The organism is Burkholderia sp. BCC0397, from assembly GCF_902832865.1.
In the GTDB taxonomy this organism is placed as follows: domain Bacteria; phylum Pseudomonadota; class Gammaproteobacteria; order Burkholderiales; family Burkholderiaceae; genus Burkholderia.
In genome coordinates this window covers 170,392-193,194 of sequence record NZ_CADFDL010000001.1, presented here as the reverse complement: position 1 = coordinate 193,194, position 22,803 = coordinate 170,392, and the positions used below count along the sequence as shown (strand labels likewise).

Below are 22,803 nucleotides of genomic sequence, written 5' to 3'. Positions count from 1 at the left end.
TCGGCCGCCGCGCGCGCTGCCGCAGATCGGGAATGAAAGCGCTCAGATCCCCGCTTTCGGCGCATTCAGGATCAGCCGCAGCCCGAGCAGCGTGATCGCGCCGGCCGCGATGCGGTCGACCCATTTCTTTGCGCGCAGGTAGAGCTCGCGGGGCCGGCGCGTCGAGAAGCACAGCGCGACGAGCATGTACCAGCCGAATTCGACCGCGAACACGAGCGGCGGCAGCGCGAGGTAGCACCACAGCGGCGGATGCTGCGGGAGCAGCGCCGCGAAGATGCTGCCGTACCAGATCGCCGTCTTCGGGTTGCTGAGCTGGGTCGTGAGGCCGGTCCAGAACGACTTGCGCGCGCTGCCGCCGGCCATCGCCTGCGGATCGTCCATGGCGATCGGCCGGTCGGCGCCGCGCCAGATCTTCGACGCCATGTAGATCAGGTAAACGCCGCCCGCGACCTTGAGGCCCACATACAACCATTCGACGGCCTGCAGCAGCGTGTAGAGCCCGGCCAGCGCGACGCCGCCGAACACGATGCCGCCGATGCCCATGCCGAGCGCGGTGGCCAGCCCGTCGCGGCGCGACAGCCCGATCGAATTGCGGGCAACCAGCACGAAGCTCGGGCCTGGAATCATCGCGCCGAGAAACAGCGCAGCCAGGATGGCGAGTACGGCAGCCGATGCGGTCATCGAAACCTCCTTGGTCAGCGACGCCGCTTCGCCGGCGCCTGCGTGTCGTTTCCGACGGTCGGAGCGCTGATTCTGGCACGCTTCGCGCATGGCCGAAAGCGGCCGTGCGCTGCTATGCTGGCCCTCTTTCCTATCATTCCGCGCCGCCCCATGATCGAGATCCGCGCCGCCCGCCATCCCGACGATGCCGCTGCCGTCGAAGCGATCTTTCGCGGGTACGTCGCGCGCTCGAGCGTCAGCTTCGCCCTCCAGGACTATGCGCCCGGAAATCCGACGCCCGGCACCGAGTTTCCCGGGCGCGATCTGTAACGCCGCGCGGCTCATCCCCTTTTCTTCCATCGACCGGACCGCCCGCCATGCGCGCTCTTCGCCTTTCTGCCCTGCTGCTCCCGCTGCTCGCCGCACTCTCGTTCGGCGCCCGCGCCGACGGCCTGCCGAAGTCGATCGCCGCGCAACTGCCGCCCGGCTACCAGATGCTGAGCGAGCACCCGGGCCCCGATCTCGACAACGGACGGCACAGCTTCCTCGTCGTCGTGCATCGCGCGGTCGATACGCGCGAGCAGCCATCGCCGCGCCCGCTGCTGATCTACGAGGAACAGGCCGACCACACCTACCGGCTCGCCGCACGCAACGACCAGGTCGTGCTGCGCGCGAACGAAGGCGGCCAGTGCGATCCGTTCGACCCCGACGATGCGGCCGACAACGGCCTTTCGGTAAAGGGCCGCTATTTCACCGTGCAGAACTTCGTCGCGTGCGGGCAGCACTGGACCGACTACATCACGTTCCGCTACGACCCGCGCACGCACGGCTGGCTGTTTTCGAACCAGATCGTCACCGAATCGTTTCCGCTCGACGACAAGCCCGACCACGTCACCGTCACGCGCGCCGACGCGCACCGGCCGGTGTCGTTCGGGCAATGGAAACGCAAGGACTAGACGCTGAGCGCCGTGACGCCCGCGGCGGTGCCGTTTTTCAACGCAACGCAACGCGACGCGACGCGTCGCCCGCCCGCCGCTCGCGGCACCCGGCCAACAGGTCTACCATAGGCGCTCGTCGCCCGCGCGACCGCCGGCACGGCATGCGGCTTGCGCCTGCCCCTTTCCTCGTTGCCCCCGCACAGGAGGACGTCATGACGCAACACTTCGATGCGATCGTCATCGGCACCGGCCAGGCCGGGCCGCCGCTCGCCGCGCGGCTCGCCGGCGCCGGCATGAAAGTCGCGATCGTCGAGCGCGGCCGCTTCGGCGGCACCTGCGTGAACACCGGCTGCATCCCGACCAAGACGCTGATCGCGAGCGCATACGCCGCGCAGCTCGCCCGGCGCGCCGGCGAATACGGCGTGTCGGTCGGCGGCCCCGTCACCGTCGACATGAAAGCCGTGAAAGCGCGCAAGGACCAGATCTCCGGCCGCTCGAACCACGGCGTCGAGCAATGGGTGCGCGGCCTCGACAACACGACCGTCTTTCAGGGTCATGCCCGGTTCGAACGCGCGAACGCGGTGCGCGTCGGCGATGAAGTGCTCGAAGCCGAACGCATCTTCATCAACGTCGGCGGACGCGCGCAGGTGCCCGCCATGCCGGGCCTCGACTCGGTGCCGTACCTGACCAACTCGACGATGATGGACGTCGACTTCCTGCCCGAGCATCTCGTGATCGTCGGCGGCAGCTACGTCGGGCTCGAATTCGGCCAGATGTACCGCCGCTTCGGCTCGAAGGTCACGATCATCGAGAAAGGCTCGCGCCTGATCGGCCGCGAGGACGAAGACGTGTCGCAGGCCGTGCGCGAGATCCTAGAAAACGAAGGGATCGACGTGCAGCTCGACGCGAACTGCCTGAGCGCGCGCCGCGACGGCGACGGCATCGTGGTCGGCCTCGACTGTGCGGGCGGCGGCCGCGAGGTCGCGGGCTCGCACCTGCTGCTCGCGGTCGGGCGCGTGCCGAACACCGACGACCTGGGGCTCGACCGCGCAGGCATCGACACCGATGCGCGCGGCTACATCACCGTCGACGACCAGTTGCGCACCAACGTGCCCGGTATCTGGGCGCTCGGCGACTGCAACGGGCGCGGCGCGTTCACGCACACCGCGTACAACGACTACGAGATCGTCGCGGCCAACCTGCTCGACGACGATCCGCGCAAGGTGTCCGACCGCGTCATGGCCTACGCGATGTACATCGATCCGCCGCTCGGCCGCGTCGGCATGACGCTCGCGCAAGCGAAGCAGACGGGCCGCCGGCTGCTGGTCGGCACGCGCCCGATGACGCGCGTCGGCCGGGCAGTCGAGAAAGGCGAAAGCCAGGGCTTCATGAAGGTGATCGTCGACGCGGACAGTCACGCGATCCTCGGCGCGTCGATCCTCGGCGTGACCGGCGACGAAGTCGTGCACGGGATGCTCGATGTGATGACCGCCGGCGCGCCGTACACGACGATCAGCCGCGCGATGCACATCCACCCGACCGTGTCGGAGCTGGTGCCGACGCTGCTGCAGGATCTGCATCCGGTCGAATGACGCACCGCAGGCGGGCGGCCGCGCGCCGGCGGTGTGCGAAGAGGCCGCTCGCCACGCCATCCGGGAACGCCATGGACCGCCTGCAAACGATGCAGATCTACGTACAGATCGTCGAACGCGGCAACTTCACGCAGGCCGCCGACGCGCTGCAACTGCATCGGCCGGCCGTCACGAAAACCGTGCAGCAGCTTGAACAGGCGCTCGGCGTGCGGCTGCGCGCGCTGGCCACCGACGGCACGTTCTTCCAGTACGGCGCGCTCGATACGCGCGACATCCGGTGCCGGTGATGGACCTGCTCGCGCGCCACCTGACGCTGCGCGGCTACGAGCTGTTCGAGATCACCGGCGACGTGCAGCGGCTCGAACGCGCGAAGCGCTTCATCGTCGACGGGCTCGCGGCCGGCACGCTGAAGCCGCGAATCGATCGCACGTTCGCGTTCGACGACATCGTGGACGCGCACCGCTATATGGAAGCCGGTGCGCAGGTCGGGAAGATCGTCGTCACGGTCTGAGCCGCTGTCCGAGCCGCACCCATGGCGGGCGGCGCGCGCCGCTCGTCAGCTTTCGAAATACTGCGGCCGGTCGATGTCGGCCAGCAGCCGCGGTTGCGTCGGCGCCCAGTCGAGCGAGGCCCGCGTGCGCTCGCTGGTTGCCGGCGCATCCATTCCCGCAAACATCGCGAACCAGCCGAAGTGCTCGCCGGCTTCCGCCGCCGACTTCGCGACGACCGGCACGTTCAGCCGCCGGCCGATCACCTCGGCGATCTCGCGGAACGGCACGCCCGTATCGTCGACCGCGTGATAGCGCGCGCCGGCCGCGCCGCGTTCGATCGCGAGCCGGTACACGCGCGCCGCATCGAGCCGGTGCACGGCGGGCCAGCGGTTCGCGCCGTCGCCGACGAACGCCGACGCGCCCTTCTCCCTCGCGAACGCAATCAGGCGCGGCACGAAGCCGTGATCGCCATCGCCGTGCACGGACGGCGGCAGGCGGACGACCGACGCGTGCACGCCGCGCGCTTCCAGCGCGACCGCGGTCGCTTCGGACGCACGCGGATAATTCGCCGACACCGGCACGTGCGGATCGTCCTCCGTCGCCGCGCGGCCGGGCGCGACGAGCGCAAGGCCCGACGTGACGACCAGCGGCCGCGCCGAGCCGGCGAGCACCGCGCCGATCGTCTCGATCGCGCGGCGGTCGAGTTCGCAGTTCTCCGCGAAGCGCGAGAAATCGTGATTGAATCCCGTGTGGATCACCGCGTCGGCGGCTTCGGCGCCGTGGGTCAGGCTGTCGAGATCCTCCAGCGACCCGCGATGGACGTCGGCGCCGGCCGCGGCAACCGACGCCGCGGCCGCATCGGATCGCGCCAGCCCGAGCACCGAGTGCCCGGCCGCCACGAGTTCGGCCACCACGGCCGAGCCGACGAATCCCGACGCTCCCGTAACAAAGACACGCATGTTCAGCACCTCCGGATGAAATGGAGGCTTACTATCTGCCGATGGCCGCTCACGGTGAAGTCGTGACGGTTTACCGGTAAACGAACTAACAGGATATGGCTGACGCCCCCGACAACCTGCTCGGCGCGTACCTGCGGGACCGCCGCGAGAAACTCGACCCGACCGCGCTCGGGCTGCCGGCCACGCGCCGCCGCACGCCGGGCCTGCGGCGCGAGGAAGTCGCGCAGCGCGCGCACGTGAGCGCCGCGTGGTACACGTGGCTCGAACAGGGGCGCGGCGGCGCGCCGTCGGCCGACGTGCTCGACCGGCTCGCCCGCGCGCTGATGCTCAACGAGGCCGAACGCGAGCACCTGTTCCTGATCGGCGTCGGCCATCCGCCCGAGGTGCGCTATCACGCGCCGGCCAGCGTGACGCCGCGCCTGCAGCACGTGCTCGATTCGCTCGACGCGAGCCCGGCGATCATCCGCACGGCGACGTGGGACGTCGTCGCGTGGAACGACGCGGCGGCCGCGACGCTGACCGACTACGCGACACTGCCGCCGGCCGCGCGCAACATCCTGCGGCTGATCTTCGTCGACGGGCGCGTGCGCGACGCGCAGCCGAACTGGGAGCGCATCGCGCGGTTCGCGGTCGGCGGGTTTCGTGCGGACGTCGCGCGCAGCGGCGCGACGCAGGCCGTGCAGACGTTCGTCGACGAGATGCGCGCGACGAGCACCGAATTCGACGCGATGTGGCGCGACCACGATATCCATTCGCATCACGAAGGCACGAAGGAGATCCGCCATCCGCAGGCCGGCCGGATCGCGCTCGATTATTCGGCTTTCTCGGTCACCGGCCGCCCCGACCTGAGCCTCGTGATCTTCACGCCGGCGACGCCGGCCGACCGTGCGCGGATCCGGGCGCTCGTCGCGGCCCGCGAACAGGCCCGCGCGGCGCAGGCGCCGGCTGCGTGACCGCGCATGGCTTTCTCGGGATCCTGATTCAGAACGGCACGTATCAGCGGATCGCGAAGCGGCACTGCTCGTTCGGTACCCACGACTGACGAACGCGGGCGGAAAACGCAAAGGGGCGTCGCGCGCGAATGCGCGACGCCCCTTGTTCATTCACGGAAAAGTGCCGACTACGCCGCGCGCTGCAGCAGGTCGGTGGCGAAAGACTTCGCATGCGCGACGGCTTGCTGCGCGTCGCCGAATACGCCGAGCTGATCCCAGTGCTCTTCGGCCGCGTAGGTGCCTTTCACGGCGAGCGCCCGCTGGACGCTCAACTGCGCCGCGTATCGGCCGTCGTCCAGCGGTCGGGCCTTCGCGACGACCTTGTGCGGCGGGCTCGCCCGCTCCGGCTGAACCAGATCGACCGGGCCGCTGACCGTGCCGATATTCATCAACTCGTTCCTGGTGTTGCAGTCGGGGCAGTAGAAGCACCAGCCCGCGCCTTCCTGATGGTGCCTGACTTGCCCGCGAGCCAGCACGGCACGACATTCAACGTTTTCGCAGATGAACGGCATCGCAGTCTCCGGAGTTGTTTGATGGAAATCCTAGCATGTCCGCCGGCGGTCAACCATCGGCATCCGCATGATTTCCGCACCGGCGGTTTCGGTTCGTTACCGAGGCCGGGCCGGACGGGCGTCGCCGACTTTCGCTGCGCTGCAAAATCGACGTTTTTTTACCGGGTGGGAAAACCGCATACGCAACCACGCACCGGATCGTGCTCCGCGCATTCTCGGAGAATCGTGCAAGAAATGCGGACTCGCGAGATAACGGCCGCGCCCGTTTCCGCGCGATGCTGTCGGTTCTTCATCCCGCACCGAGGAACGGATATGACGAACCACAACATCGAACAGAAAGTGATCCTGATCACCGGCGCGAGCAGCGGCATCGGCGAGGCCACCGCCCGCTATCTGGGCGCGCGCGGCGCACGCCTGATGCTCGGCGCGCGCCGCACCGAACGCCTTGCCGCGCTCGCCGACGACATTCGCGCCGGTGGCGGCACCGCGGCCTGGCGCGCGCTCGACGTCACGCAGCGCGACGACAGCGTCGCCTTCGTCGACGCCGCGCTCGCCGAGTACGGCCGGATCGATGTCATCGTCAACAACGCGGGCGTCATGCCGCTGTCGCCGATGGCGTCGCTGAAGGTCGACGAGTGGGACCGCATGGTCGACGTCAACATCAAGGGCGTGCTGTACGGCATCGCGGCCGCGCTGCCGGTGATGAATCGGCAGGGGTTCGGCCAGATCGTCAACGTATCGTCGATCGGCGGATTGCGGGTATCGCCGACGGCCGCCGTCTATTGCGCGACGAAGTACGCGGTGCGCGCGATCTCCGACGGCTTGCGGCAGGAGAACGACAAGCTGCGCGTCACGAGCATCTGCCCGGGTGTCGTCACGTCCGAACTGGCCGACACGATTACCGACCCGGTCGCCGCCGAAGCGATGACGCGCTACCGCAGCATCGCGCTCGAACCCGAAGCAATCGCGGCGGCCATTGCGTATGCGATCGCGCAGCCTGCCGATGTCGACGTGAACGAAATCGTCGTGCGCCCGACCGCGACCGTCGCCGGTTAACGGGTGGCAACGCGGGGAGGCGATGCGGGGTGGCGATGCATCTTCTCGAGATCACTCGGGATAAACTGTCGGCCCGACACCGAACCGAGAGATGCTCCATGTTGATCCGCGTTGCGACCCTGGCCGATGCCGTCCCGCTTGCCGAATTGAAGCGCGATACGTTTCGCGAAACCTTTCTGCAGGACGGGTTCGGCATCGACTACCCGCCGAACGATCTGGCCGAGTACGAAGCCCGTACGTACTCGGTTGCAGCGATCACCGAGCAGCTCGGCGACCCGCAGTGCCGCACGTGGGTCGCGGAAGGCGACGACGGCACGCTGGTCGGGTACGCGCAAGCAGGGCCGTGCAAGCTTCCGCACCCGGAAGTGGCAGACGGTTCGGGCGAGATCCATCAGATCTACCTTCGACGCGGCACGCAGGGAACCGGCGCCGGACGGGCGTTGTTCGACGCCGCGCTCGCGTACCTCGCCGCGACGCGCCCCGGCCCGGTATGGCTGGGCGTGTGGTCGGGCAATGCGAAGGCCATCGCGTTCTACGAGAAGGCCGGCTTCAAGCGTGTCGGCACGTACGATTTCAAGGTCGGCGAATCGACCGATCTGGAGTTCATCTACCGTCGCTGATCGTCGCTTCCTGTCGGCATCACGTAAGCGCGGCGCAAACGAATACAGCCAATCGATGACGGCGTAAACGACGTCTTTCCCTCGTTTCGAGCCAAATGACATGATTCGAGGGTTCCCGGTAAAATTCGCCATTCCGGGGTTATCGACTCATTGCTTCGTCATGCATCGAATTGGATTTTTCGTCTGCCGCGGCTACGACGCGCTCGATCTTGGCGGGCCGCTGTCGGCCTTCAATCAGGTGGCCACGGCCGCCGGCCATACGCCATACGATCTTCACGTCATCTCGCCTTCCGGCGGCCCGATTCCCGGCAATACCGGCCTTTCGATCGACACGAAGCCGATCGGCAGGCGCGCGTTCGACACCGTCGTGTTCGTCGGCGGCGATATCGCCCCGATGCAGACTTCGGAAAATATCGCCGCGGCCAGCAAGCTCGCCGCCAAGACGCCGCGGGTGGCAAGCGTGTGTACGGGCGCATTTCTGCTTGCGGAAACCGGTTCGCTGGACGGTTTGAGAGCGGCGACGCACTGGCGCTACGCCGCGCAATTGCAGTCGCGCTTCCCTCTCACACGGGTCGACGGCGACAGTATCTATGTCGTCGATGGCCATGTCTGGACGTCGGCGGGCATCGCCTCCGGCATCGACCTGGCGCTCGGCATGATCGAACGGGACATGAGTGCGGAGATCGCGCGCGAGGTCTCGCGGCTTCTGGTCGTTCCGTATCGGCGGCCCGGCGGGCAGTCGCAATTCTCCGCGATGTCGCAGATGGAGCCGGAATCGGATCGCATCCGCATCGCGCTGAATTTCGCCCGGGAACATCTGGCTGAGGCGTTGCCGGTCGAACGGCTCGCCGATGCGGCCAGCTTGAGTTTGCGTCAGTTCGGGCGCGCGTTTCGACGGGAAACCGGCGAAACACCGGCGAGGGCCGTCGAGCGTTTACGCGTCGAAGCCGCGAGGCTGCGCCTTCAGGGCGGCAGCGAACCGATCGAACAGATTGCGCTGGCGGTGGGATTCACCGATCCGGAACGGATGCGCCGAGCCTTCATCAAGCTGCTTGGACACCCGCCGCAAGCGATTCGACGCGAGAGCAGATCGAACGCAGCGGCAGCGCGCTGATCGACCGTCTGCCGATCAGCGCGCTGCAGGGTCGACGTCTCGCTAATGGATGATTGGCGCGTGAGTACGCAACGCGCCATTTCGCCGGACGTCGATGACCGTCAATCCTTGACGGGCGGGTAAGCGTTCCACATGTCGCGATGCAGCTTCCACATGCCGCCCTGCTTCAGGAAGATGAGCGTCTGCTTCGCGCGGACCGTGAGCTTTCCGTCGTGATCGCGCACCTCCGCGTCCGACACCTCGGTCACGACCCGGTCATTACCGTAGAACTCGTAATTGCTGAACGCCACGGTGCCGGGTTTCGATCCGGCATACCCTTTGACGAGGTACTCGGTGATCGCACGGTGCCCCGTGACCTTGTCGCCTCCCGGCGGCAACAGCGTGCCGTCGTCGGTATAGAGGCGGCCTATCGCGTCGTAGTCCCCACGCGCAAAAGCATCCGCCCATCGCACGTTTTCGGCCTTGATGGCCGCTTCGGGCGGGCGTTGCGTACCTCCGGCGATAGCCGGCGCCGTGAATGCAAAAAAGGACACGCACGCTGCAAGCGCAGCCGTACCAAGATGAATCTGTCGCATCGAGTGATTTCCGAATCAGGTTTGAATGAAAGAGGCGGCGACCCTGCATGCGTTGCCGCCAAGCGTGTCAGCGAACGCCGGGAATGCGTGCGAGTCCCTTTGACGCGCCGGGCAGCGTCTTGTCGACCATCGCGACGAGTTCGGGCCGTGCATCTCTCGGATGACCGGAGTGGAACGGCGGAGCGGGATCGTATTCAATGACGAGCTGCGTGTATTCGGCAGCCTGCTGGCCGCGCAGCTTCGCCGCGACGCGCAGCGCGAAGTCGATACCCGCCGTCACGCCGCCGCCGCTCATGAAGCGGCCGTTGTCGTCTTCGACGAAGCGATCGGGCACAGGAATCGCGCCGTATTCGGCCAGCTTGTTGACGAACGCCCAATGGCAGGCGCTGCGCTTGCCATTGAGCACGCCCGTCGCGGCGAGTACGAGCGAGCCGTTGCACACCGACGTCACGTGTTTCGCGCTTTCCGCCAGACGCCGGATCTGCGCCTGATACGCCGGCCGCATCGGCGCCGACAAATCGGACCCGCCGGGCACGAGGATCACGTCGGTCCTGTCGATATCGGCCAGCCGTTCGGTCTTGCCGTACACGACGCCGAATTCGAGCGTCACGTTGCCGCCATCGAGGCTCGCGTAGCGAACGTTCGTATTCGGCAGCCGGTGGAAGATCTCGCTGGGGCCCGCGAAGTCGAGCAGCGTGCCGCCGTCGTAATTGACGATCAGGATGTTGAGCGGCTCGTTCGGGGCAAGCAGCCCTGCGCTGCCCGTCTGTGCCAGCGCAGGCGTGACGCGCCCGAGCAACGCGCCGCCGCCCAGCACGGCGCCGAGGGTGGCGGCGCTGCCGAACTTCAGGACATCGCGGCGCGAACGGCCTGCCCGCGTGAGTTGCCCGGCCGAGACAGGGTTATCGCTACTGTCGGTCAAGATGATTGCTCCTTGCACTTCGGCCCATGGGCGAGCGCAACCCCGCCGGGCCGGATGGAATAACCGCCACGGCGAACGGCGCGGCGGACGTGAAATCGGGATGGGGATGCGCCGGGATGACGTGCCGGGCTCAGGAAGCGTGAAGCGCAGGCTTAAAGCTGCGACGCACCGCCATCGACCACCAGCTCGGTGCCGACGACGAAGGACGATTCGTCGCTGGCGAGATAGAGCGCTGCGTACGCGATGTCGTCGGCCTTGCCCATGCGGCCCACCGGAATCGCCTCGGCGAATTCGGCCTTGCGCTCGCGCACCCATTCGTCGGGCATGCCCCACTTGGAGAGCAGAGGCGTGTCGATCACGCCGGGCGCGATCGCGTTGAAGCGGATTTTCCGGTCGAGAAATTCGTACGACCAGCTGCGGGCCAGCGATCGCACGGCGGCCTTCGCCGCCGCGGTCAACGAGATGCCGTGCTTGCCGGTCTGCGCGACGAACGAAGTATTGAGGATCACCGACGAACCTTCGCGCAGATACGGCAGCGCGGCTTGAAGCGTGACCACCACGCCCTTGACGTTCACGTCCATGATGTCGTTGTAGAGCGTGTCGTCGATGTCGTTGACGGCGGACGGGAAAGCCCAACCCGCGTTGGCGAACACGACATCGAGGCCGCCGAACGTCTCGTTGACCTCGGCGGCAATCGCGCGCATGTCGTCGAGCGACCGCACGTCGCCCTTGAGCACGACCGCATGCTCGCCCAGCTCCGCCTTCACGCGCTCGAATACGGCCTCGTCGCGCCCCGTCACCGCGACGCGCGCACCTTCTGCAATGAACAGCTTCGCGGTGGCCAGACCGATGCCGCTGGTGCCGCCCGTGATCAACGCCGACTTGTTCTTGAGTCTCATTTTCCGTTCCTTTTCATGTCCGTGATTGACCAGGCCGAATACGCGACGCGCCATTGCGTTTGCGTGGTTGTTCCGGCTTGATCGTCCAGGTGAAGTATGGAACGGGAGGCTAATGGCGCAAAGGTCTTATAACCCTCGAAAAACGCCATTCGGTGAGAATGGGGGCGACACCGGATACTTCATTCCCGGTACGTCGGTGGCGGCCGTGCCCACGTGATCGCTCAGTAGCGACTTCGCCCGCGACAGCATCTTCGGTTCCAACGCGCGCCGCGCGCAGTGGGATACGCGCTGGAGCCGGCAGATCGAGCGGTGACGGGCCCCGGCGCGCGCTGGCACTACCCCGCGCGCCCCGACCATCATTTGCCGGAGTGATGACACTCCCCTTTTTCTGCGGATTTGACCGGGGAGCGGCGGGCCGACAACACTAGCCCGCAGCGCCGCAACAGACGGCACGCGCCCGCTCCCCTTCAGAGTCCGCCATGTACCCGACCGACACCGTGCAATCCCCGAGCGCCGTCCGGCCGCTCGCCGACCGGCAACTGCGCCGGATCGTCATCGCCTCCGTCGCCGGCAACGCGATGGAGTGGTACGACTTCTTCGTATACGGCACGGCCGCGGCGCTGGTGTTCGGTCACGTGTTCTTTCCCCCCGGCGCATCGCCGCTCGCCGGCAGCCTCGCCGCGTTCGCGGCATTCGCGCTCGGCTTCGTCGCGCGGCCGCTCGGCGGGATCGTGTTCGGCCACGTCGGCGACCGCTACGGGCGCAAGGCGTCGCTCGTGTGGACGCTGCTGATCATGGGCGCGTCGACCTTCGCGATCGGCCTGCTGCCGACCTATGCGCAAGTCGGCCTGTGGGCGCCGGCCGCGCTCGTCGTGCTGCGCCTGCTGCAGGGCATCGCGTCCGGCGGCGAATGGGGCGGCGGCGTGCTGATGATCAGCGAGAACGCACCGCCCGAGCAACGCGGCTATTACGCGGCGTGGAGCCAGCTCGGCGTGGGTGGCGGCTTCGTGCTGTCGTCGGCCGCGTTTCTCGCCGCGCAGGCGCTGCCGGACGACGCATTCCGCACGTGGGGCTGGCGGCTGCCGTTTCTCGCGAGCATCGCGATCTTCGCGATCGGCATCTATATCCGCCGCCATCTGCCGGAAAGCCGCGACTTCGAGCAGGCCGGCAAGCGCGGCGCGCACACGCATTTGCCGATCGTCGAGTGCATCCGCCGCCATCCGAAGGAAATCCTGCTCGCGATGGGGCTGCGCGTGGCCGAGAACGGCGGCGCCTATATCTTCCTCGCGTTCTCGCTCGTCTACGGCAAGTACGTCGGGATTCCGAACGGCACGATGCTGACCGGCGTGATGATCGCGATGATCGTCGAAATGGGCGCGATGCTCGCATGGGGCCGGCTGTCCGACCGGATCGGCCGCAAGCCCGTGTACCTGATCGGCGCGCTGAGCCTCGTCGCGTGCGCGTTTCCGTTCTTCTGGCTGCTCGACACGCGCGTGACGCCGCTCGTGTGGCTCGCGCTGACGGTCGGCACGGCGGTGAGCCACGGCGCGATGATCGGTACGCTGCCGGCGCTCGTCGGCGAACTGTTCAGCACCGAGGTGCGTTACTCGGGCGTCGCGCTCGGCCACGAAGTCGCGTCGATCTTCGCGGGCGGGATGTCGCCGCTGATCGCGACCGCGCTGCTCGCGCGCTATCACGCGTCGTGGCCGGTGTCGCTGTTCCTCGTCGCGCTCGGCCTCGTGACCGTCGCGACGCTGTGCGTGATGCGCGAGACGCGCACCACGCCCGCCGACGGTTCGCGCGGCGACGCGGCATGACCGTGCCCCCGCGGCATGCGCTCGCGCGGCCCGGGACGGTCGACGGCTCGCGGCGCGGCGTGCCACGTCGCCCGGCCTGGTCCGCGACCGCGGCAACGCGTGCGCACGACGCCTCGACGCAACGCCTACTCGCCGACCGGCCGCCGTGCGCCGTCGAATTCGGGCGCGAGCCCGAGATGATCGAGCAGCCGCGCGAACTCGCCGAGCCGCTGCCGCATGTAGGCCGGCACGTCGACCTGCGCATAGTCGTGGAAGCCGGCACCGGTGCGCACGCCGTCGCGACCAGCCTCCATGTTGCGCACGACGCTCGCGGCCGGTGCGAAGCGCGGGCCGATCTCGCCGGCCAGGTACTGCGACGCGTAGTACAGGATGTCGCAGCCGCCCCAGTCGATGAATTCGAGCAGCCCGAGCACCGCGAAGCGCGGGCCGAAGCCGGTGCGGATCGCCGTGTCGATGTCCTCGGCGCTCGCGACGCCTTCCTCGACCATCCGCGCGGCCTCGTTCATCGCGAGCGCCTGGATGCGCGGCACGATATAGCCGGGCGCCGGCCCGCAGATCACCGGCTTCTTGCCCACGCGTTCGAGCAGCGCCGCGAGCGCGTCGACGACGGCTTGATCGGTCGCATCGCTGCGGCTGACCTCGACGAGCGGCATCAGCAGCGCGGGGTTCAGCCAGTGCGCGTTCAGCATTCGCTCCGGGTGCGCGACATGGCGCTGCAGTTCGGTCACGACGAACGTCGACGTGGTCGACGCGATCGTTGCGTGCGCATCGACGTGTTCGCCGAGCCAGCGCAGCGCGTCGGCCTTTGCATCGAGCACTTCGGGCAGCGCTTCGAACACGATCTCGGCATCGCGCACCGCGTCCGCCGCGCCGTCCCGCGCCACAAGCGCGATGCGCGCGACGACGGCGTCGGCCTGCGCGGCATCGATGCGGCCCAGTGCGACCTGCGCATGCAGCGGCCGGGCGATCTCGTCGCGCGTGCGATCGTCGAACGCGCGACGGCCGGCCGCATCGCGCGGCTTGAAGTCGATCAGCGTCACGTCGAGGCCCGCGAACGCGAACACGAGCGCGATGCCCTGCCCCATGCGTCCCGCGCCGAGCACGTGGATGCGCGTCACATCGGCGGCCGCCTTCATGCCGCGTACCCCGCGTCGAGCAGCGCGCGCAGCGCGTCCTTCGACAGCGCCGCGAGCCCGAGCCGTTCCAGCGTGCGGCCTTCCGCATACAGGTCGCGCACCGCGACCGCGCTTGCGATGCTCAGCAGCCCTTGCGCGACGGGCGTCGGCACGCCGGCCCAGCGCCCGCACGACACGATGAACGACAGCCCGAGCCGGGTGTCTTCGAGCATGTAGCGATGCGTGCGCAGATCGATCTTCTCGCGCCAGCCGCCGCTATCGGTCAGCTTGCCGTGCGCGCCGCGCCCGTACATCCACTCGTCGCCGTCGGTCGCATAGTGATCGGCGAGCGGGAAATGCGGCGCGCGGTAGCCGAGCGCTTCGCGCACCGCGATGCGTTCGGCGTCGAGCGCGTTCGTCACGCGGCGGATCGACGGCTGCGTGCCTTCGTTGTGGATGTCCCACGCGTCGAAGTGTTCGAGCGGCCCGGCGTTCATCAGGATCAGCGGCGGGTGAATCACGGGGCCTGCGTTCATCAACGCGCCGGACAACGCATCCTCGACCGGCTCGACCGACGGATAGCCCGCGCGCAGCACGTCGAACGCCCAGCCGGCCGCGTCCGCCGGCCACACGCCGGTCGGCAGGCGCGTCGCGTACGCGCTGATCACAACATCGTTGTCGCCATGCTTGCGCACCAGGTACGGCAGCGTGCCCGTTTCGGCGAACGCGACGCGCGAACGGTTGCCGGCGTCGGCCGCCGCGCGGGCGAACACGACGCTGCCGAACGTGCCGGGCGGCAAGAACACGACCTGGCCATCCGTCAGCAGCGGCGCGACCTGCGCGGCGAGCGCGTCGTGCGACGTGGCCGGCAGCGGCACCACGACGAGCTGCGCGCCACGCAGCGCGGCGGCCAGATCGTCGGTCAGGCGGATCGCGCCCGGCGCATCGCCGAGCGGCACCGCCCGCTTGCCGCGATAGTCGGTGACGTTCAGCACGCCAAGCTCGCGCAGCCGCGCATGCGGCTCGCGATCGCGCCGCCACCACGTCACGTCGTGGCCTTTTTCGAGCAGGTCGATGGCCGCCGCATGGCAGCCGTGGCCGCCACCCAGAACACATACCTTCATCGTCTTCTCCTGGTGATCGAGTCTGTCCGAGACTACGCGGCCGCCTGCGCCGCGTCGCTTCAAAACGCGCAACGACACGCCCGTTCGCGCAACGCAATCGCGGCAATGCGCATGCCGCCGCGCCCCTGCATCCGCTACGAGGTCCAGGCATGAACATCGCCCTTTCCCGCCATGCGCCGAACCGGCTCGGCACGCTGCAGGCGCCCGACGAAGTCGAACGCGCGGTCGCGCACCGGCTCGGGCCGCACCGGATGGCCGCGTCCGGCCGCGATCCGTTTCATGCGGAGCTATACGAGGTGCCGCTGCATCACGGCGCGCTGCTCGAACTCTGCTATGGCCGCGAGACGCGCATCGATTTCGGCGACGACGCCGATCACTTCCTGTTCCGGCTGACGCTCGCCGGTGCGTGCGAGTTGCAGGCCGGCAGCGTCGTCGCGCGCGCCGGCCCCGGCGCGCTGACCGTGTCGTCGCCCGCGCTCGCGAGCCGCCTGCGCACGAGCCCCGATTGCCGCAACCTCGTGCTGCGGCTCGAACGCGGCGCGCTCGAACGCAAGCTGCAGGACATGCTGCACACGACGCTCACGCGGCCGCTGCAATTCGACCTCGCGGCCGGCGGCGCGGGCGCCGCGCTCGTGCTGCCGGCCTTCGAATACCTGTGCCGGCTCGGCGCGCAGCCGGGCATCGGCGCGGCCTCGCCGGTGTTCGGCGCCGACCTCACCGCGTGGCTGATGTCGCTGCTGCTCACACACCTGCCGCACGCGTACAGCGACGCGCTGCTGCGCGGCACGCCGCCGCTGCCCGCCCACGTGCGGCGCGCGTGCGCTCACGTCGATGCGCACCTCGGCGAGCCGCTCGCGCTCGCCGCGCTGGCGGCCGTCGCCGGGGTCGCGCCGCGCACGCTTCAGCACGCGTTCCGCGCGTTCCTGCACACCACGCCGGCCGCGTACGTGCGCGAGCGCCGGCTCGCCGCCGTGCACGCGGCGCTGCAACGCGGCGACGCGCGCAGCGTGACCGACGTGTTGATCGCGCACGGCATCCATGGCTTCGGCCATTTCGCGAAGGCGTATGCGCGGCGTTACGGCCATGCGCCTTCGGTCACCGCGAGGCAAGCTCGATGACGCACTCCGCCCCCAGCCGGCCAGCGGGCCGCTCCGACCCTGCGCCGCACGACGCGGACGCGTCCGACGGCCTGCGCGTGCAGGATCTCGATCTCAACCTGTTGAAGACGTTTCGCGCGGTGTATGAAGAGCGGCACGTCGGCCGCGCGGCGCTGCGGCTCGGCGTCACGCAGCCGTCCGTCAGCTACGCGCTCGGCCGGCTGCGGCTGATGTTCCGCGACGCGCTGTTCGTGCGCACCGGCACCGGCGTCGAGCCGACGCCGCGCGCGCAACGGCTCGCGATCTCGGTCGACAAGGCGCTCGCGATCCTGCAGGACGTGCTCGACGAAGGCTCGCGCTTCACGCCCGACAGCACGCAGCGCGTGTTCCGCCTGCACATGAGCGATTTCGCGGCGAGCGCATTCCTGCCGACGCTACTCGCCGCGTTCGACCGGCGCGCGCCGGGCGCCGTGATCGAGACGCTGCACGTCGACGAATGCCAGCTCAACGTCGCGCTCGAATCGGGGCGCATCGACTTCGCGCTCGGGCATTTCGCCGATGCGTCGAGCCACTTCCAGCGCACCGCGCTGTTGCACGAGCGCTGCGTGCTGCTGATGCCGCGCCGCACCGCGCAGCGCGTCGGGCTGCCCGACGATTTCGTGCTCGACGGCACGGCGCCCGATGCACTGCGCTTCGTCGCGGTCTCGTCGCATCCGCAATCGATGCAGTTGCTCGAACGGCACGAACTGATGCCGCGCATACGCGCGGCGCTGCCCGATTTCATGGTGGTGCCGGCGTTGCTGCAGGACGGCGATTACGCGCTGATCCTGCCGGAGACGATCGCGATCACGTTCGCGGCACGCCAGCCGTGCGTGCTGTACGAGATCGCCGGCGCCGGCGAATGGGCCGTCAACGCGTACTGGCACCGCCGCTTCGACGCGGACCCCGGTCATCGCTGGCTGCGTGCGCTGCTGCTCGAATTGTTCAACATCGGCGAGCAGGCGCCGTTCGATGCATGGCTCGCGCCGCAGCCGCCCGCCTGCGCATAGCGGCGCAAGCGGGCCCGCGCACGGGTGCGGGCGCGGGTCCGCCGAAACGGTCAGAACGACGTGAGGATGCCCGCGACGAGCGAGCTCGCGGTCGCACCCGGCTTCGCCACCGCGACGCCGCCGCCCGCCGCGCCGTTGACGACGAAGCGCGCATGCGCGCCGTTGCGCACCATCGCGGCGCCCGTGTACAGCACCGTGCGCTTCGACAGCGGATAGTCGAAGCGGATGCCGTACGAATCGGCGTTGCCGTCGCTGTCGGCCACCTTCCGGTAATGGCCGACGCTCAGCAGCAGCGATGCGCGCCCGATCGGCACCGTCGCGCTGAGCTCCATGATGTCGCTGTGCGGATACGCGCTCTGGCTGTCGATCGCGGTGGCAACATCGGGGCCGCCGCGATGGCGCATGTACAGCGCGGCCACCTTCACGACGTTGAAGTCGTACGCGATCGCACCGAGCGTGTAGTTGCCGTTCGCGGCCGTGCTCGTAGCGCCGAGCGTCGATGCGGCTACCGGGCTGAACTTCTGCTGCATGTAGTCGACGTCGACCGACAAGCCGCCGCGCACGTAGTTGATGCCGGCGCCGTACGTATCGCCGAGCGTCGCCGGCTGCCCGGCCGCGCCGTTGGTGCCGCGCGCGGCCATCGCGCGCAGCAGGAAGCCCGCATAGCGCGGCGACGTGTAGCGCATCGAGTTGCGCACGCGCAGGAACGCGGGCCCGACGAAGTTGTTGGTCGCGTTGCCCCAGGCGAGCCCCGCGCCGAGCCCGGGCAGGCTGTACGTGACGAGCGTCGTATGCAGGATCGTGTAGAGCTCGCCGAACTGCACGCCGCCGAACGGCCCCGTGATGCCGACCCACGCTTCGCGGCCGAACAGCGCGCTGCTGTTCGACAACGCACCGCTCGCCGCGTTGAAGCCGTCCTCGAGCTTGAAGATCGTCGCGTAGCCGCCGCCGAGATTCTCGACCCCCTTCAGCCCCCACTGCGACGCCCACAGGTTGCCGCTGCCCATGCGAGTCACGTGGTTCGGCCCGGCGTTCGCGTATTCGATCGCGGTATCGATGCGGCCGTAGAGCGTCACGCTCGACTGCGCGACGGCAGGCAGCGTCATGCATGCGAGCAGCGCGGCAAGCGGTACGGCAAGCCGGTCGGCCCGCCCGTTCGATTGGTTCATGTTCGTCGTCCCGTAGAAGTGCCGGCGCCGGTCAGCGTCGCGCCGCGTGGTGTGAAGCGCGTTCGCCGCGAACGGCCAACGCTGCCGATCAAAACCGGGCCGAGTCTAGGAACGACAATTTCGGACGTCGACGCAATGCGCTCTATAACGCTTATAGATGCGCCGCATGAGACACGCGGGCCCCGCCGCACGCGCGCTGCGCGGCGGCCCGCGCGCACGGCCTCGGTGTTTTCTTTATCCGGGTCGGTAAAGGTCCGTGTGGCGCGGCTGTCACTCCGGCTATGGCGGCCGAATTTGGCCGACTACGCTGCGTCACCGATCGTGTCACCCGCACGCTTTCGCGCCGCGACGGCGCCCGGCCCGCGAGGCCGATGCCGCGCTTTTCCACTGCCCGCTCCTGGAGAACCCGCATGTCCGCATCCACGGCTCGCGCTGCCGACGGCAAGCGCTATACGTACGAATGGTATGTCGTCGTCATCTGCATGCTCGCGTACATCTTTTCGTTCGTGGACCGTCAGGTCCTCGTGCTGATGATCGAACCGATCAAGCGCGACCTGCACCTGTCCGATACGCAGTTCAGCCTGCTCAACGGCTTCGCGTTTTCGCTGTTCTACGCGGTGATGGGGCTGCCCGTCGCGTATCTCGCCGACCGCTATGCGCGCCCGCGCATCATCTCGCTCGGCATCGCGCTATGGAGCGTCGCGACCGCCGCGTGCGGACTCAGCCAGCATTTCGTGCAGATGTTCGTCGCGCGGATGGGGGTCGGCGTCGGCGAGGCCGCGCTGTCGCCCGGCGCGTATTCGATGCTCGCCGACTACTTCCCGAAGGAGAAGCTCGGGCGCGCGGTCGCCGTGTATTCGCTCGGCTCGTTCATCGGCGGCGGCATCGCGTTCCTGATCGGCGGCTACGTGATCGCGCTGCTCAAGCATGCGAGCGCGTTCACGCTGCCGGTCGTCGGGCAGGTGCATGCATGGCAGGTCACGTTCCTGATCGTCGGGCTGCCGGGGATTCTCGTTGCGCTGCTGTTCGCCGCGACCGTGCGCGACCCGCAGCGCAAGGGGCTCGCGCAGGATCGCTCGGGCGCCGTGCGGCGCGTGTCGATGCGCGATTCGATGCGCTTCGTCAGCACGCATCGCGCGACCTTCTCGTGCCACTACCTCGGCTTCTCGTTCTACGCGATGGCGCTGTACTGCCTGCTGAGCTGGACGCCCGCGTTCTATATCCGCCGCTTCGGGATGACGGCCGTCGAAGCCGGCTACACGCTCGGCACCGTGCTGCTGGTCGCCAACACGGCCGGCGTGTTTTGCGGCGGCTGGCTCAACGACTGGCTGCTGCGGCGCGGCCGCGGCGATGCGCCGATGCGTGCCGGTGCGATCGGCGCCGCGTGCATGGTGATCCCCGCGACGCTGTTCACGCAGCTCGACAGCCTGCCGGCGTCGCTCGCGATGCTGGTCGTCGCGATGTTCTTCGCGTCGTTCCCGATGCCGACGTCGACCGCCGCGATGCAGACGCTCGCGCCGAACCAGATGCGCGCGCAGATCTCCGCGCTGTTCCTGCTCGTGTCGAACCTGATCGCGCTCGGGATCGGCACGACCGTCGTCGCGCTGTTCACCGATCGCGTGTTCGGCGTGCCGGCCGCGGTCGGCCATTCGATGTCGATCGTCAACGTCGCAGCGGCCACGCTGGCCGCGCTGCTGCTCGCCGCCGGCTGCCGGCACTATCGCCGCAGCCTCGAGCGCGAGCGCGGTCACGCGTCGGCCGCGGCGCCGCAGGCGGCCAGCGCAGGCGAAGCGGTCGCCGCGCGTTGAGCGCCGGGCACGATCGAGCGCCCGAGCATTATCCATCTCACTGATTCAGGAATCGCTTTTTAATCGATTTGATTTATGCGATGCCCGTCCCTATTCTCGCTTGCATGACGGCGCGGGGCTCTGCCGCGCCGCTTTCCTCTACCCCACGGAATTTCCCATGCAAGCGAATCGCCACCAGGTCCGGATCGACGCGCTGATCGACGCGGCGCAAGACATCCGCTGTTTCCGGGTCTCGCGCATCGACGGCCAGCCGTTCGACGCGTACGAACCGGGCGCTCATATCGACGTCACCGCGCCGTCCGGCATCACGCGGCAATACTCGCTGTGCGGCAATCCCGACGAGCGCGGCAGCTACCTGTTCGCGGTGAAGAAGGAGGCGCAGTCGCGCGGCGGCTCGCGTTCGCTGCACGACGACGTGAGCGTCGGCGCCGAATTGGCGATCGGCACGCCTCGCAACCTGTTTCGTCTGACGGATGACGCGAGCGAGCACGTGCTGGTCGCGGCCGGCATCGGCATCACGCCACTGCTGTCGATGGCGTATGCGCTGCACAAGCGCGGCGCGCGTTATCAACTGCACTATTTCGCGCGCAGCCGCGACCACGCGGCCTTCGTCGACGAACTGTCGGCCGAACCGTTCGCGTCGCACGTGACGTTCCACTATGGCGTCGAGCCCGATGCGCTCGCGGCCGAACTCGGCCGCTGCGTCGAGTCGATCGATGCGCACGCACATGTCTATACGTGCGGCCCGGGGCCGTTCATGGATGCGGTCGTCGCCGCAGCCGCCACGCGCGTACCCGACGAGGCGATCCATCTCGAACGCTTCGCGGCGGAACCCGTCGCCGCGGATGCGGGCAAGACCGAAACCGACTCGGGTTCTGCCGACGGTTTCGAAGTGCGCCTGCAACGCAGCGGGCAATCGGTACGCGTGACGCCCGACACGTCGATCGTCGACGCGCTCGCGCGCATCGGCATCGAAATCGATACGTCATGTGGCGAAGGCGTATGCGGCACCTGCATGGTGCCCGTCGTCGACGGCGAGCCCGATCACCGCGACCACTGCCTGAGCAAGGCCGAGCGCGCGAGCAACACGGTGATCTGCTGCTGCGTGTCGCGTGCGCGCTCGGCGGTGCTCGTCCTCGATCTCTGATGCGCTGACGCGTGGGTGCGCTGGTGCGCTGGTGCGCTGATGCGCTGATGCGCTGATGCGCTGATGCGCTGATGCGTCAGCACGCTACCGGCTGAAACTCAGCCATGGCAACGCCCGAGCCGCACGCGGCGCACGGGCCCAGCCTTCATTCGTCGAAACGCTCGACGATCTCGGCGAGCAGCGCGCGCATCCACGCGTTGCCCTCGTCCTCGTGAAAGTGCTCGTGCCAGTGCATCGTCACCGGCGCGGGCGGCAGCGTGACCGGCAGGTCGTACAGCCGAAACGCGTTGTCGCGGTTCAGGATCTGCGCGAGCCGCTTCGGCAGCGTCGCATACAGATCGGTGACCGACAGCACGCTCGGCAGCGCGACGAAGTGCGGCACCTCGAGCGCGATGTTGCGGCCCACGCCCTGCACGCGCAACGCGTCGTCGAGCGCGTGGTGGCTGTGCTCGACCGATTTCACGTTGACGTGCGCGGCGCGCACGAACTGCTCGAGGCTCAGCGCCGCGGCGGCCGGCAACCCGCGCCGGCGCCCCGTCATGCACACGTAGGTTTCCTCGAACAGCACCTGATGGCGCGTGCGCGGCATCAGCTCCGGCAGGTTGCCGATCGCGAAATCGAGCCGGCTCGCGCGCAGCGCTTCCTCGATCTCCTCCACCGGCAACGGCTGCACGCTCAGCGTCACGCGCGGCGCGCGCTCGCGCAGCGCCTGGCAGATCGCCGGCAAATACGCCATCTCGCCCGCATCCGATAGCGACAGCCGGAACGTGCGCGTGCTGGTGGCCGGATCGAAGCGCTCCGCGTAGCGCAGCGCGACGCGCACCATGTCGAGCGCCTTGCCGACGATGCCCGCGAGCTCGAGCGCGACCGGCGTCGGCTGCATGCCCGAACGCGTACGCACGAACAGCGGATCGTCGAATAGCGTACGCAGCCGGCCGAGCGAATAGCTGACCGCCGGCTGCGACAGCGCGAGCCGCTCGCCGGCCTTCGTCAGGCTGCGTTCCTCGACGATCGCCTGGAATACGCGCAACAGGTTCAGATCGAGATGATCGACCGACGTCATGACCGCCTCCGCTATTCGTCAAATTGATGCGTGAACGCATTCTAAATCAGTGAAGCGGATGTTGACGCACGTGCGTGGGGCATC

The 22,803-nt window shown here is 68.5% G+C and carries 22 protein-coding genes and 2 pseudogenes; 14 read left to right on the top strand and 10 right to left on the bottom strand.

Features of this window, described 5'->3' with window-relative positions; genetic code table 11:
* Window positions 1–42 precede the first annotated feature (42 nt).
* Entirely contained in the window at window positions 43–681 is a 639-nt protein-coding gene (locus HWX03_RS00925; RefSeq protein ID WP_175869917.1) for a LysE family translocator, read from the bottom strand.
* 114 nt (window positions 682–795) lie between these two features.
* On the opposite strand from HWX03_RS00925, the gene HWX03_RS36800 reads away from it, so the two are divergent.
* The 5 genes and pseudogenes from HWX03_RS36800 to HWX03_RS00900 all read left to right on the top strand — a co-directional run.
* On the top strand, window positions 796–990 hold the full coding sequence (locus HWX03_RS36800) for a hypothetical protein (protein ID WP_244132553.1): 195 nt from the start codon (window positions 796–798) through the stop codon (window positions 988–990).
* Between the two features lie 47 nt (window positions 991–1,037).
* Window positions 1,038–1,616 (top strand): hypothetical protein, encoded by a 579-nt coding sequence (locus HWX03_RS00915; protein WP_175869916.1) that lies wholly within the window; start codon window positions 1,038–1,040, stop codon window positions 1,614–1,616.
* A 194-nt stretch (window positions 1,617–1,810) separates the two neighbouring features.
* Window positions 1,811–3,190 (top strand): FAD-containing oxidoreductase, encoded by a 1,380-nt coding sequence (locus HWX03_RS00910; RefSeq protein WP_175869915.1) that lies wholly within the window; start codon window positions 1,811–1,813, stop codon window positions 3,188–3,190.
* 71 nt (window positions 3,191–3,261) lie between these two features.
* Window positions 3,262–3,405, top strand: a pseudogene (locus HWX03_RS00905) (LysR family transcriptional regulator); the annotation flags it as partial.
* Window positions 3,403–3,701 (top strand): annotated as a pseudogene (locus HWX03_RS00900) (zinc-binding dehydrogenase); the annotation flags it as partial. The pseudogenes HWX03_RS00905 and HWX03_RS00900, both read left to right, overlap by 3 nt.
* Window positions 3,702–3,746: 45 nt before the next feature.
* On the opposite strand, the gene HWX03_RS00895 reads toward HWX03_RS00900, so the two are convergent.
* Window positions 3,747–4,640 carry an SDR family oxidoreductase gene (locus tag HWX03_RS00895; protein ID WP_175869914.1) on the bottom strand — a complete coding sequence of 298 codons (894 nt, stop codon included), beginning with the start codon at window positions 4,638–4,640 and terminating at the stop codon, window positions 3,747–3,749.
* Between the two features lie 95 nt (window positions 4,641–4,735).
* On the opposite strand from HWX03_RS00895, the gene HWX03_RS00890 reads away from it, so the two are divergent.
* Entirely contained in the window at window positions 4,736–5,593 is an 858-nt protein-coding gene (locus tag HWX03_RS00890; RefSeq protein ID WP_175869913.1) for a helix-turn-helix transcriptional regulator, read from the top strand.
* A 167-nt stretch (window positions 5,594–5,760) separates the two neighbouring features.
* Here the strand turns inward: HWX03_RS00890 and HWX03_RS00885 are convergent, their stop codons facing one another.
* Complete coding sequence (locus HWX03_RS00885; RefSeq protein ID WP_174429260.1) at window positions 5,761–6,144, bottom strand: hypothetical protein; 384 nt, start codon at window positions 6,142–6,144, stop codon at window positions 5,761–5,763.
* Between the two features lie 312 nt (window positions 6,145–6,456).
* Here HWX03_RS00885 and HWX03_RS00880 point away from each other — a divergent pair, with 312 nt between their 5' ends.
* The 3 genes from HWX03_RS00880 to HWX03_RS00870 all read left to right on the top strand — a co-directional run bounded on the left by HWX03_RS00880 (window position 6,457) and on the right by HWX03_RS00870 (window position 8,934).
* A complete protein-coding gene (locus HWX03_RS00880; protein WP_175869912.1) occupies window positions 6,457–7,200 on the top strand; it encodes an SDR family oxidoreductase in 744 nt (247 codons plus the stop codon).
* Between the two features lie 98 nt (window positions 7,201–7,298).
* The gene (locus HWX03_RS00875; RefSeq protein WP_174429262.1) at window positions 7,299–7,820 is read left to right on the top strand and encodes a GNAT family N-acetyltransferase; all 522 of its coding nucleotides are present in this window, start codon (window positions 7,299–7,301) and stop codon (window positions 7,818–7,820) included.
* Between the two features lie 160 nt (window positions 7,821–7,980).
* Window positions 7,981–8,934, top strand: coding sequence for a helix-turn-helix domain-containing protein (locus HWX03_RS00870; protein WP_175870490.1), 954 nt, complete (start codon window positions 7,981–7,983; stop codon window positions 8,932–8,934).
* 101 nt (window positions 8,935–9,035) lie between these two features.
* Here the strand turns inward: HWX03_RS00870 and HWX03_RS00865 are convergent, their stop codons facing one another.
* The 3 genes from HWX03_RS00865 to HWX03_RS00855 form a co-directional block, all read right to left on the bottom strand.
* Window positions 9,036–9,509, bottom strand: coding sequence for a nuclear transport factor 2 family protein (locus HWX03_RS00865; protein ID WP_175869911.1), 474 nt, complete (start codon window positions 9,507–9,509; stop codon window positions 9,036–9,038).
* Between the two features lie 67 nt (window positions 9,510–9,576).
* On the bottom strand, window positions 9,577–10,431 hold the full coding sequence (locus tag HWX03_RS00860) for a DJ-1/PfpI family protein (protein WP_175869910.1): 855 nt from the start codon (window positions 10,429–10,431) through the stop codon (window positions 9,577–9,579).
* Window positions 10,432–10,583: 152 nt separating this feature from the next.
* Window positions 10,584–11,330, bottom strand: a complete 747-nt coding sequence (locus tag HWX03_RS00855) for an SDR family oxidoreductase (protein ID WP_175869909.1) — start codon at window positions 11,328–11,330, stop codon at window positions 10,584–10,586.
* Window positions 11,331–11,809: 479 nt separating this feature from the next.
* On the opposite strand from HWX03_RS00855, the gene HWX03_RS00850 reads away from it, so the two are divergent.
* Window positions 11,810–13,147 (top strand): MFS transporter, encoded by a 1,338-nt coding sequence (locus tag HWX03_RS00850; protein ID WP_175869908.1) that lies wholly within the window; start codon window positions 11,810–11,812, stop codon window positions 13,145–13,147.
* Between the two features lie 125 nt (window positions 13,148–13,272).
* Here HWX03_RS00850 and HWX03_RS00845 read toward each other — a convergent pair whose 3' ends face one another.
* The gene (locus HWX03_RS00845; protein ID WP_175869907.1) at window positions 13,273–14,283 is read right to left on the bottom strand and encodes a 3-hydroxybutyryl-CoA dehydrogenase; all 1,011 of its coding nucleotides are present in this window, start codon (window positions 14,281–14,283) and stop codon (window positions 13,273–13,275) included.
* Entirely contained in the window at window positions 14,280–15,386 is a 1,107-nt protein-coding gene (locus tag HWX03_RS00840) for an NAD/NADP-dependent octopine/nopaline dehydrogenase family protein (protein ID WP_175869906.1), read from the bottom strand. The genes HWX03_RS00845 and HWX03_RS00840 overlap by 4 nt, the downstream gene beginning before the upstream one ends.
* 149 nt (window positions 15,387–15,535) lie before the next feature.
* Here HWX03_RS00840 and HWX03_RS00835 point away from each other — a divergent pair, with 149 nt between their 5' ends.
* The gene (locus tag HWX03_RS00835; protein ID WP_175869905.1) at window positions 15,536–16,504 is read left to right on the top strand and encodes an AraC family transcriptional regulator; all 969 of its coding nucleotides are present in this window, start codon (window positions 15,536–15,538) and stop codon (window positions 16,502–16,504) included.
* A complete protein-coding gene (locus HWX03_RS00830) occupies window positions 16,501–17,532 on the top strand; it encodes a LysR family transcriptional regulator (protein WP_175869904.1) in 1,032 nt (343 codons plus the stop codon). The genes HWX03_RS00835 and HWX03_RS00830 overlap by 4 nt, the downstream gene beginning before the upstream one ends.
* A 50-nt stretch (window positions 17,533–17,582) precedes the next feature.
* Here HWX03_RS00830 and HWX03_RS00825 read toward each other — a convergent pair whose 3' ends face one another.
* Window positions 17,583–18,701, bottom strand: a complete 1,119-nt coding sequence (locus HWX03_RS00825; protein WP_175869903.1) for a porin — start codon at window positions 18,699–18,701, stop codon at window positions 17,583–17,585.
* Window positions 18,702–19,111: 410 nt separating this feature from the next.
* On the opposite strand from HWX03_RS00825, the gene HWX03_RS00820 reads away from it, so the two are divergent.
* A complete protein-coding gene (locus tag HWX03_RS00820) occupies window positions 19,112–20,509 on the top strand; it encodes an MFS transporter (RefSeq protein WP_175869902.1) in 1,398 nt (465 codons plus the stop codon).
* Window positions 20,510–20,666: 157 nt separating this feature from the next.
* Window positions 20,667–21,656, top strand: a complete 990-nt coding sequence (locus HWX03_RS00815; protein WP_175869901.1) for a PDR/VanB family oxidoreductase — start codon at window positions 20,667–20,669, stop codon at window positions 21,654–21,656.
* 145 nt (window positions 21,657–21,801) lie between these two features.
* Here the strand turns inward: HWX03_RS00815 and HWX03_RS00810 are convergent, their stop codons facing one another.
* A complete protein-coding gene (locus tag HWX03_RS00810; RefSeq protein WP_174429283.1) occupies window positions 21,802–22,719 on the bottom strand; it encodes a LysR family transcriptional regulator in 918 nt (305 codons plus the stop codon).
* Window positions 22,720–22,803 lie beyond the last annotated feature (84 nt).

Excerpts from the sequence above, each read along its gene's own strand:
- HWX03_RS00925 (WP_175869917.1), bottom strand. The coding sequence starts at position 681 with ATGACCGCATCGGCTGCCGTACTCGCCATCCTGGCTGCGCTGTTTCTC.
- HWX03_RS36800 (WP_244132553.1), top strand. The coding sequence starts at position 796 with ATGCTGGCCCTCTTTCCTATCATTCCGCGCCGCCCCATGATCGAGATC.
- HWX03_RS00915 (WP_175869916.1), top strand. The coding sequence starts at position 1,038 with ATGCGCGCTCTTCGCCTTTCTGCCCTGCTGCTCCCGCTGCTCGCCGCA.
- HWX03_RS00910 (WP_175869915.1), top strand. The coding sequence starts at position 1,811 with ATGACGCAACACTTCGATGCGATCGTCATCGGCACCGGCCAGGCCGGG.
- HWX03_RS00895 (WP_175869914.1), bottom strand. The coding sequence starts at position 4,640 with ATGCGTGTCTTTGTTACGGGAGCGTCGGGATTCGTCGGCTCGGCCGTG.
- HWX03_RS00890 (WP_175869913.1), top strand. The coding sequence starts at position 4,736 with ATGGCTGACGCCCCCGACAACCTGCTCGGCGCGTACCTGCGGGACCGC.
- HWX03_RS00885 (WP_174429260.1), bottom strand. The coding sequence starts at position 6,144 with ATGCCGTTCATCTGCGAAAACGTTGAATGTCGTGCCGTGCTGGCTCGC.
- HWX03_RS00880 (WP_175869912.1), top strand. The coding sequence starts at position 6,457 with ATGACGAACCACAACATCGAACAGAAAGTGATCCTGATCACCGGCGCG.
- HWX03_RS00875 (WP_174429262.1), top strand. The coding sequence starts at position 7,299 with ATGTTGATCCGCGTTGCGACCCTGGCCGATGCCGTCCCGCTTGCCGAA.
- HWX03_RS00870 (WP_175870490.1), top strand. The coding sequence starts at position 7,981 with ATGCATCGAATTGGATTTTTCGTCTGCCGCGGCTACGACGCGCTCGAT.
- HWX03_RS00865 (WP_175869911.1), bottom strand. The coding sequence starts at position 9,509 with ATGCGACAGATTCATCTTGGTACGGCTGCGCTTGCAGCGTGCGTGTCC.
- HWX03_RS00855 (WP_175869909.1), bottom strand. The coding sequence starts at position 11,330 with ATGAGACTCAAGAACAAGTCGGCGTTGATCACGGGCGGCACCAGCGGC.
- HWX03_RS00850 (WP_175869908.1), top strand. The coding sequence starts at position 11,810 with ATGTACCCGACCGACACCGTGCAATCCCCGAGCGCCGTCCGGCCGCTC.
- HWX03_RS00845 (WP_175869907.1), bottom strand. The coding sequence starts at position 14,283 with ATGAAGGCGGCCGCCGATGTGACGCGCATCCACGTGCTCGGCGCGGGA.
- HWX03_RS00840 (WP_175869906.1), bottom strand. The coding sequence starts at position 15,386 with ATGAAGGTATGTGTTCTGGGTGGCGGCCACGGCTGCCATGCGGCGGCC.
- HWX03_RS00835 (WP_175869905.1), top strand. The coding sequence starts at position 15,536 with ATGAACATCGCCCTTTCCCGCCATGCGCCGAACCGGCTCGGCACGCTG.
- HWX03_RS00830 (WP_175869904.1), top strand. The coding sequence starts at position 16,501 with ATGACGCACTCCGCCCCCAGCCGGCCAGCGGGCCGCTCCGACCCTGCG.
- HWX03_RS00825 (WP_175869903.1), bottom strand. The coding sequence starts at position 18,701 with ATGAACCAATCGAACGGGCGGGCCGACCGGCTTGCCGTACCGCTTGCC.
- HWX03_RS00820 (WP_175869902.1), top strand. The coding sequence starts at position 19,112 with ATGTCCGCATCCACGGCTCGCGCTGCCGACGGCAAGCGCTATACGTAC.
- HWX03_RS00815 (WP_175869901.1), top strand. The coding sequence starts at position 20,667 with ATGCAAGCGAATCGCCACCAGGTCCGGATCGACGCGCTGATCGACGCG.
- HWX03_RS00810 (WP_174429283.1), bottom strand. The coding sequence starts at position 22,719 with ATGACGTCGGTCGATCATCTCGATCTGAACCTGTTGCGCGTATTCCAG.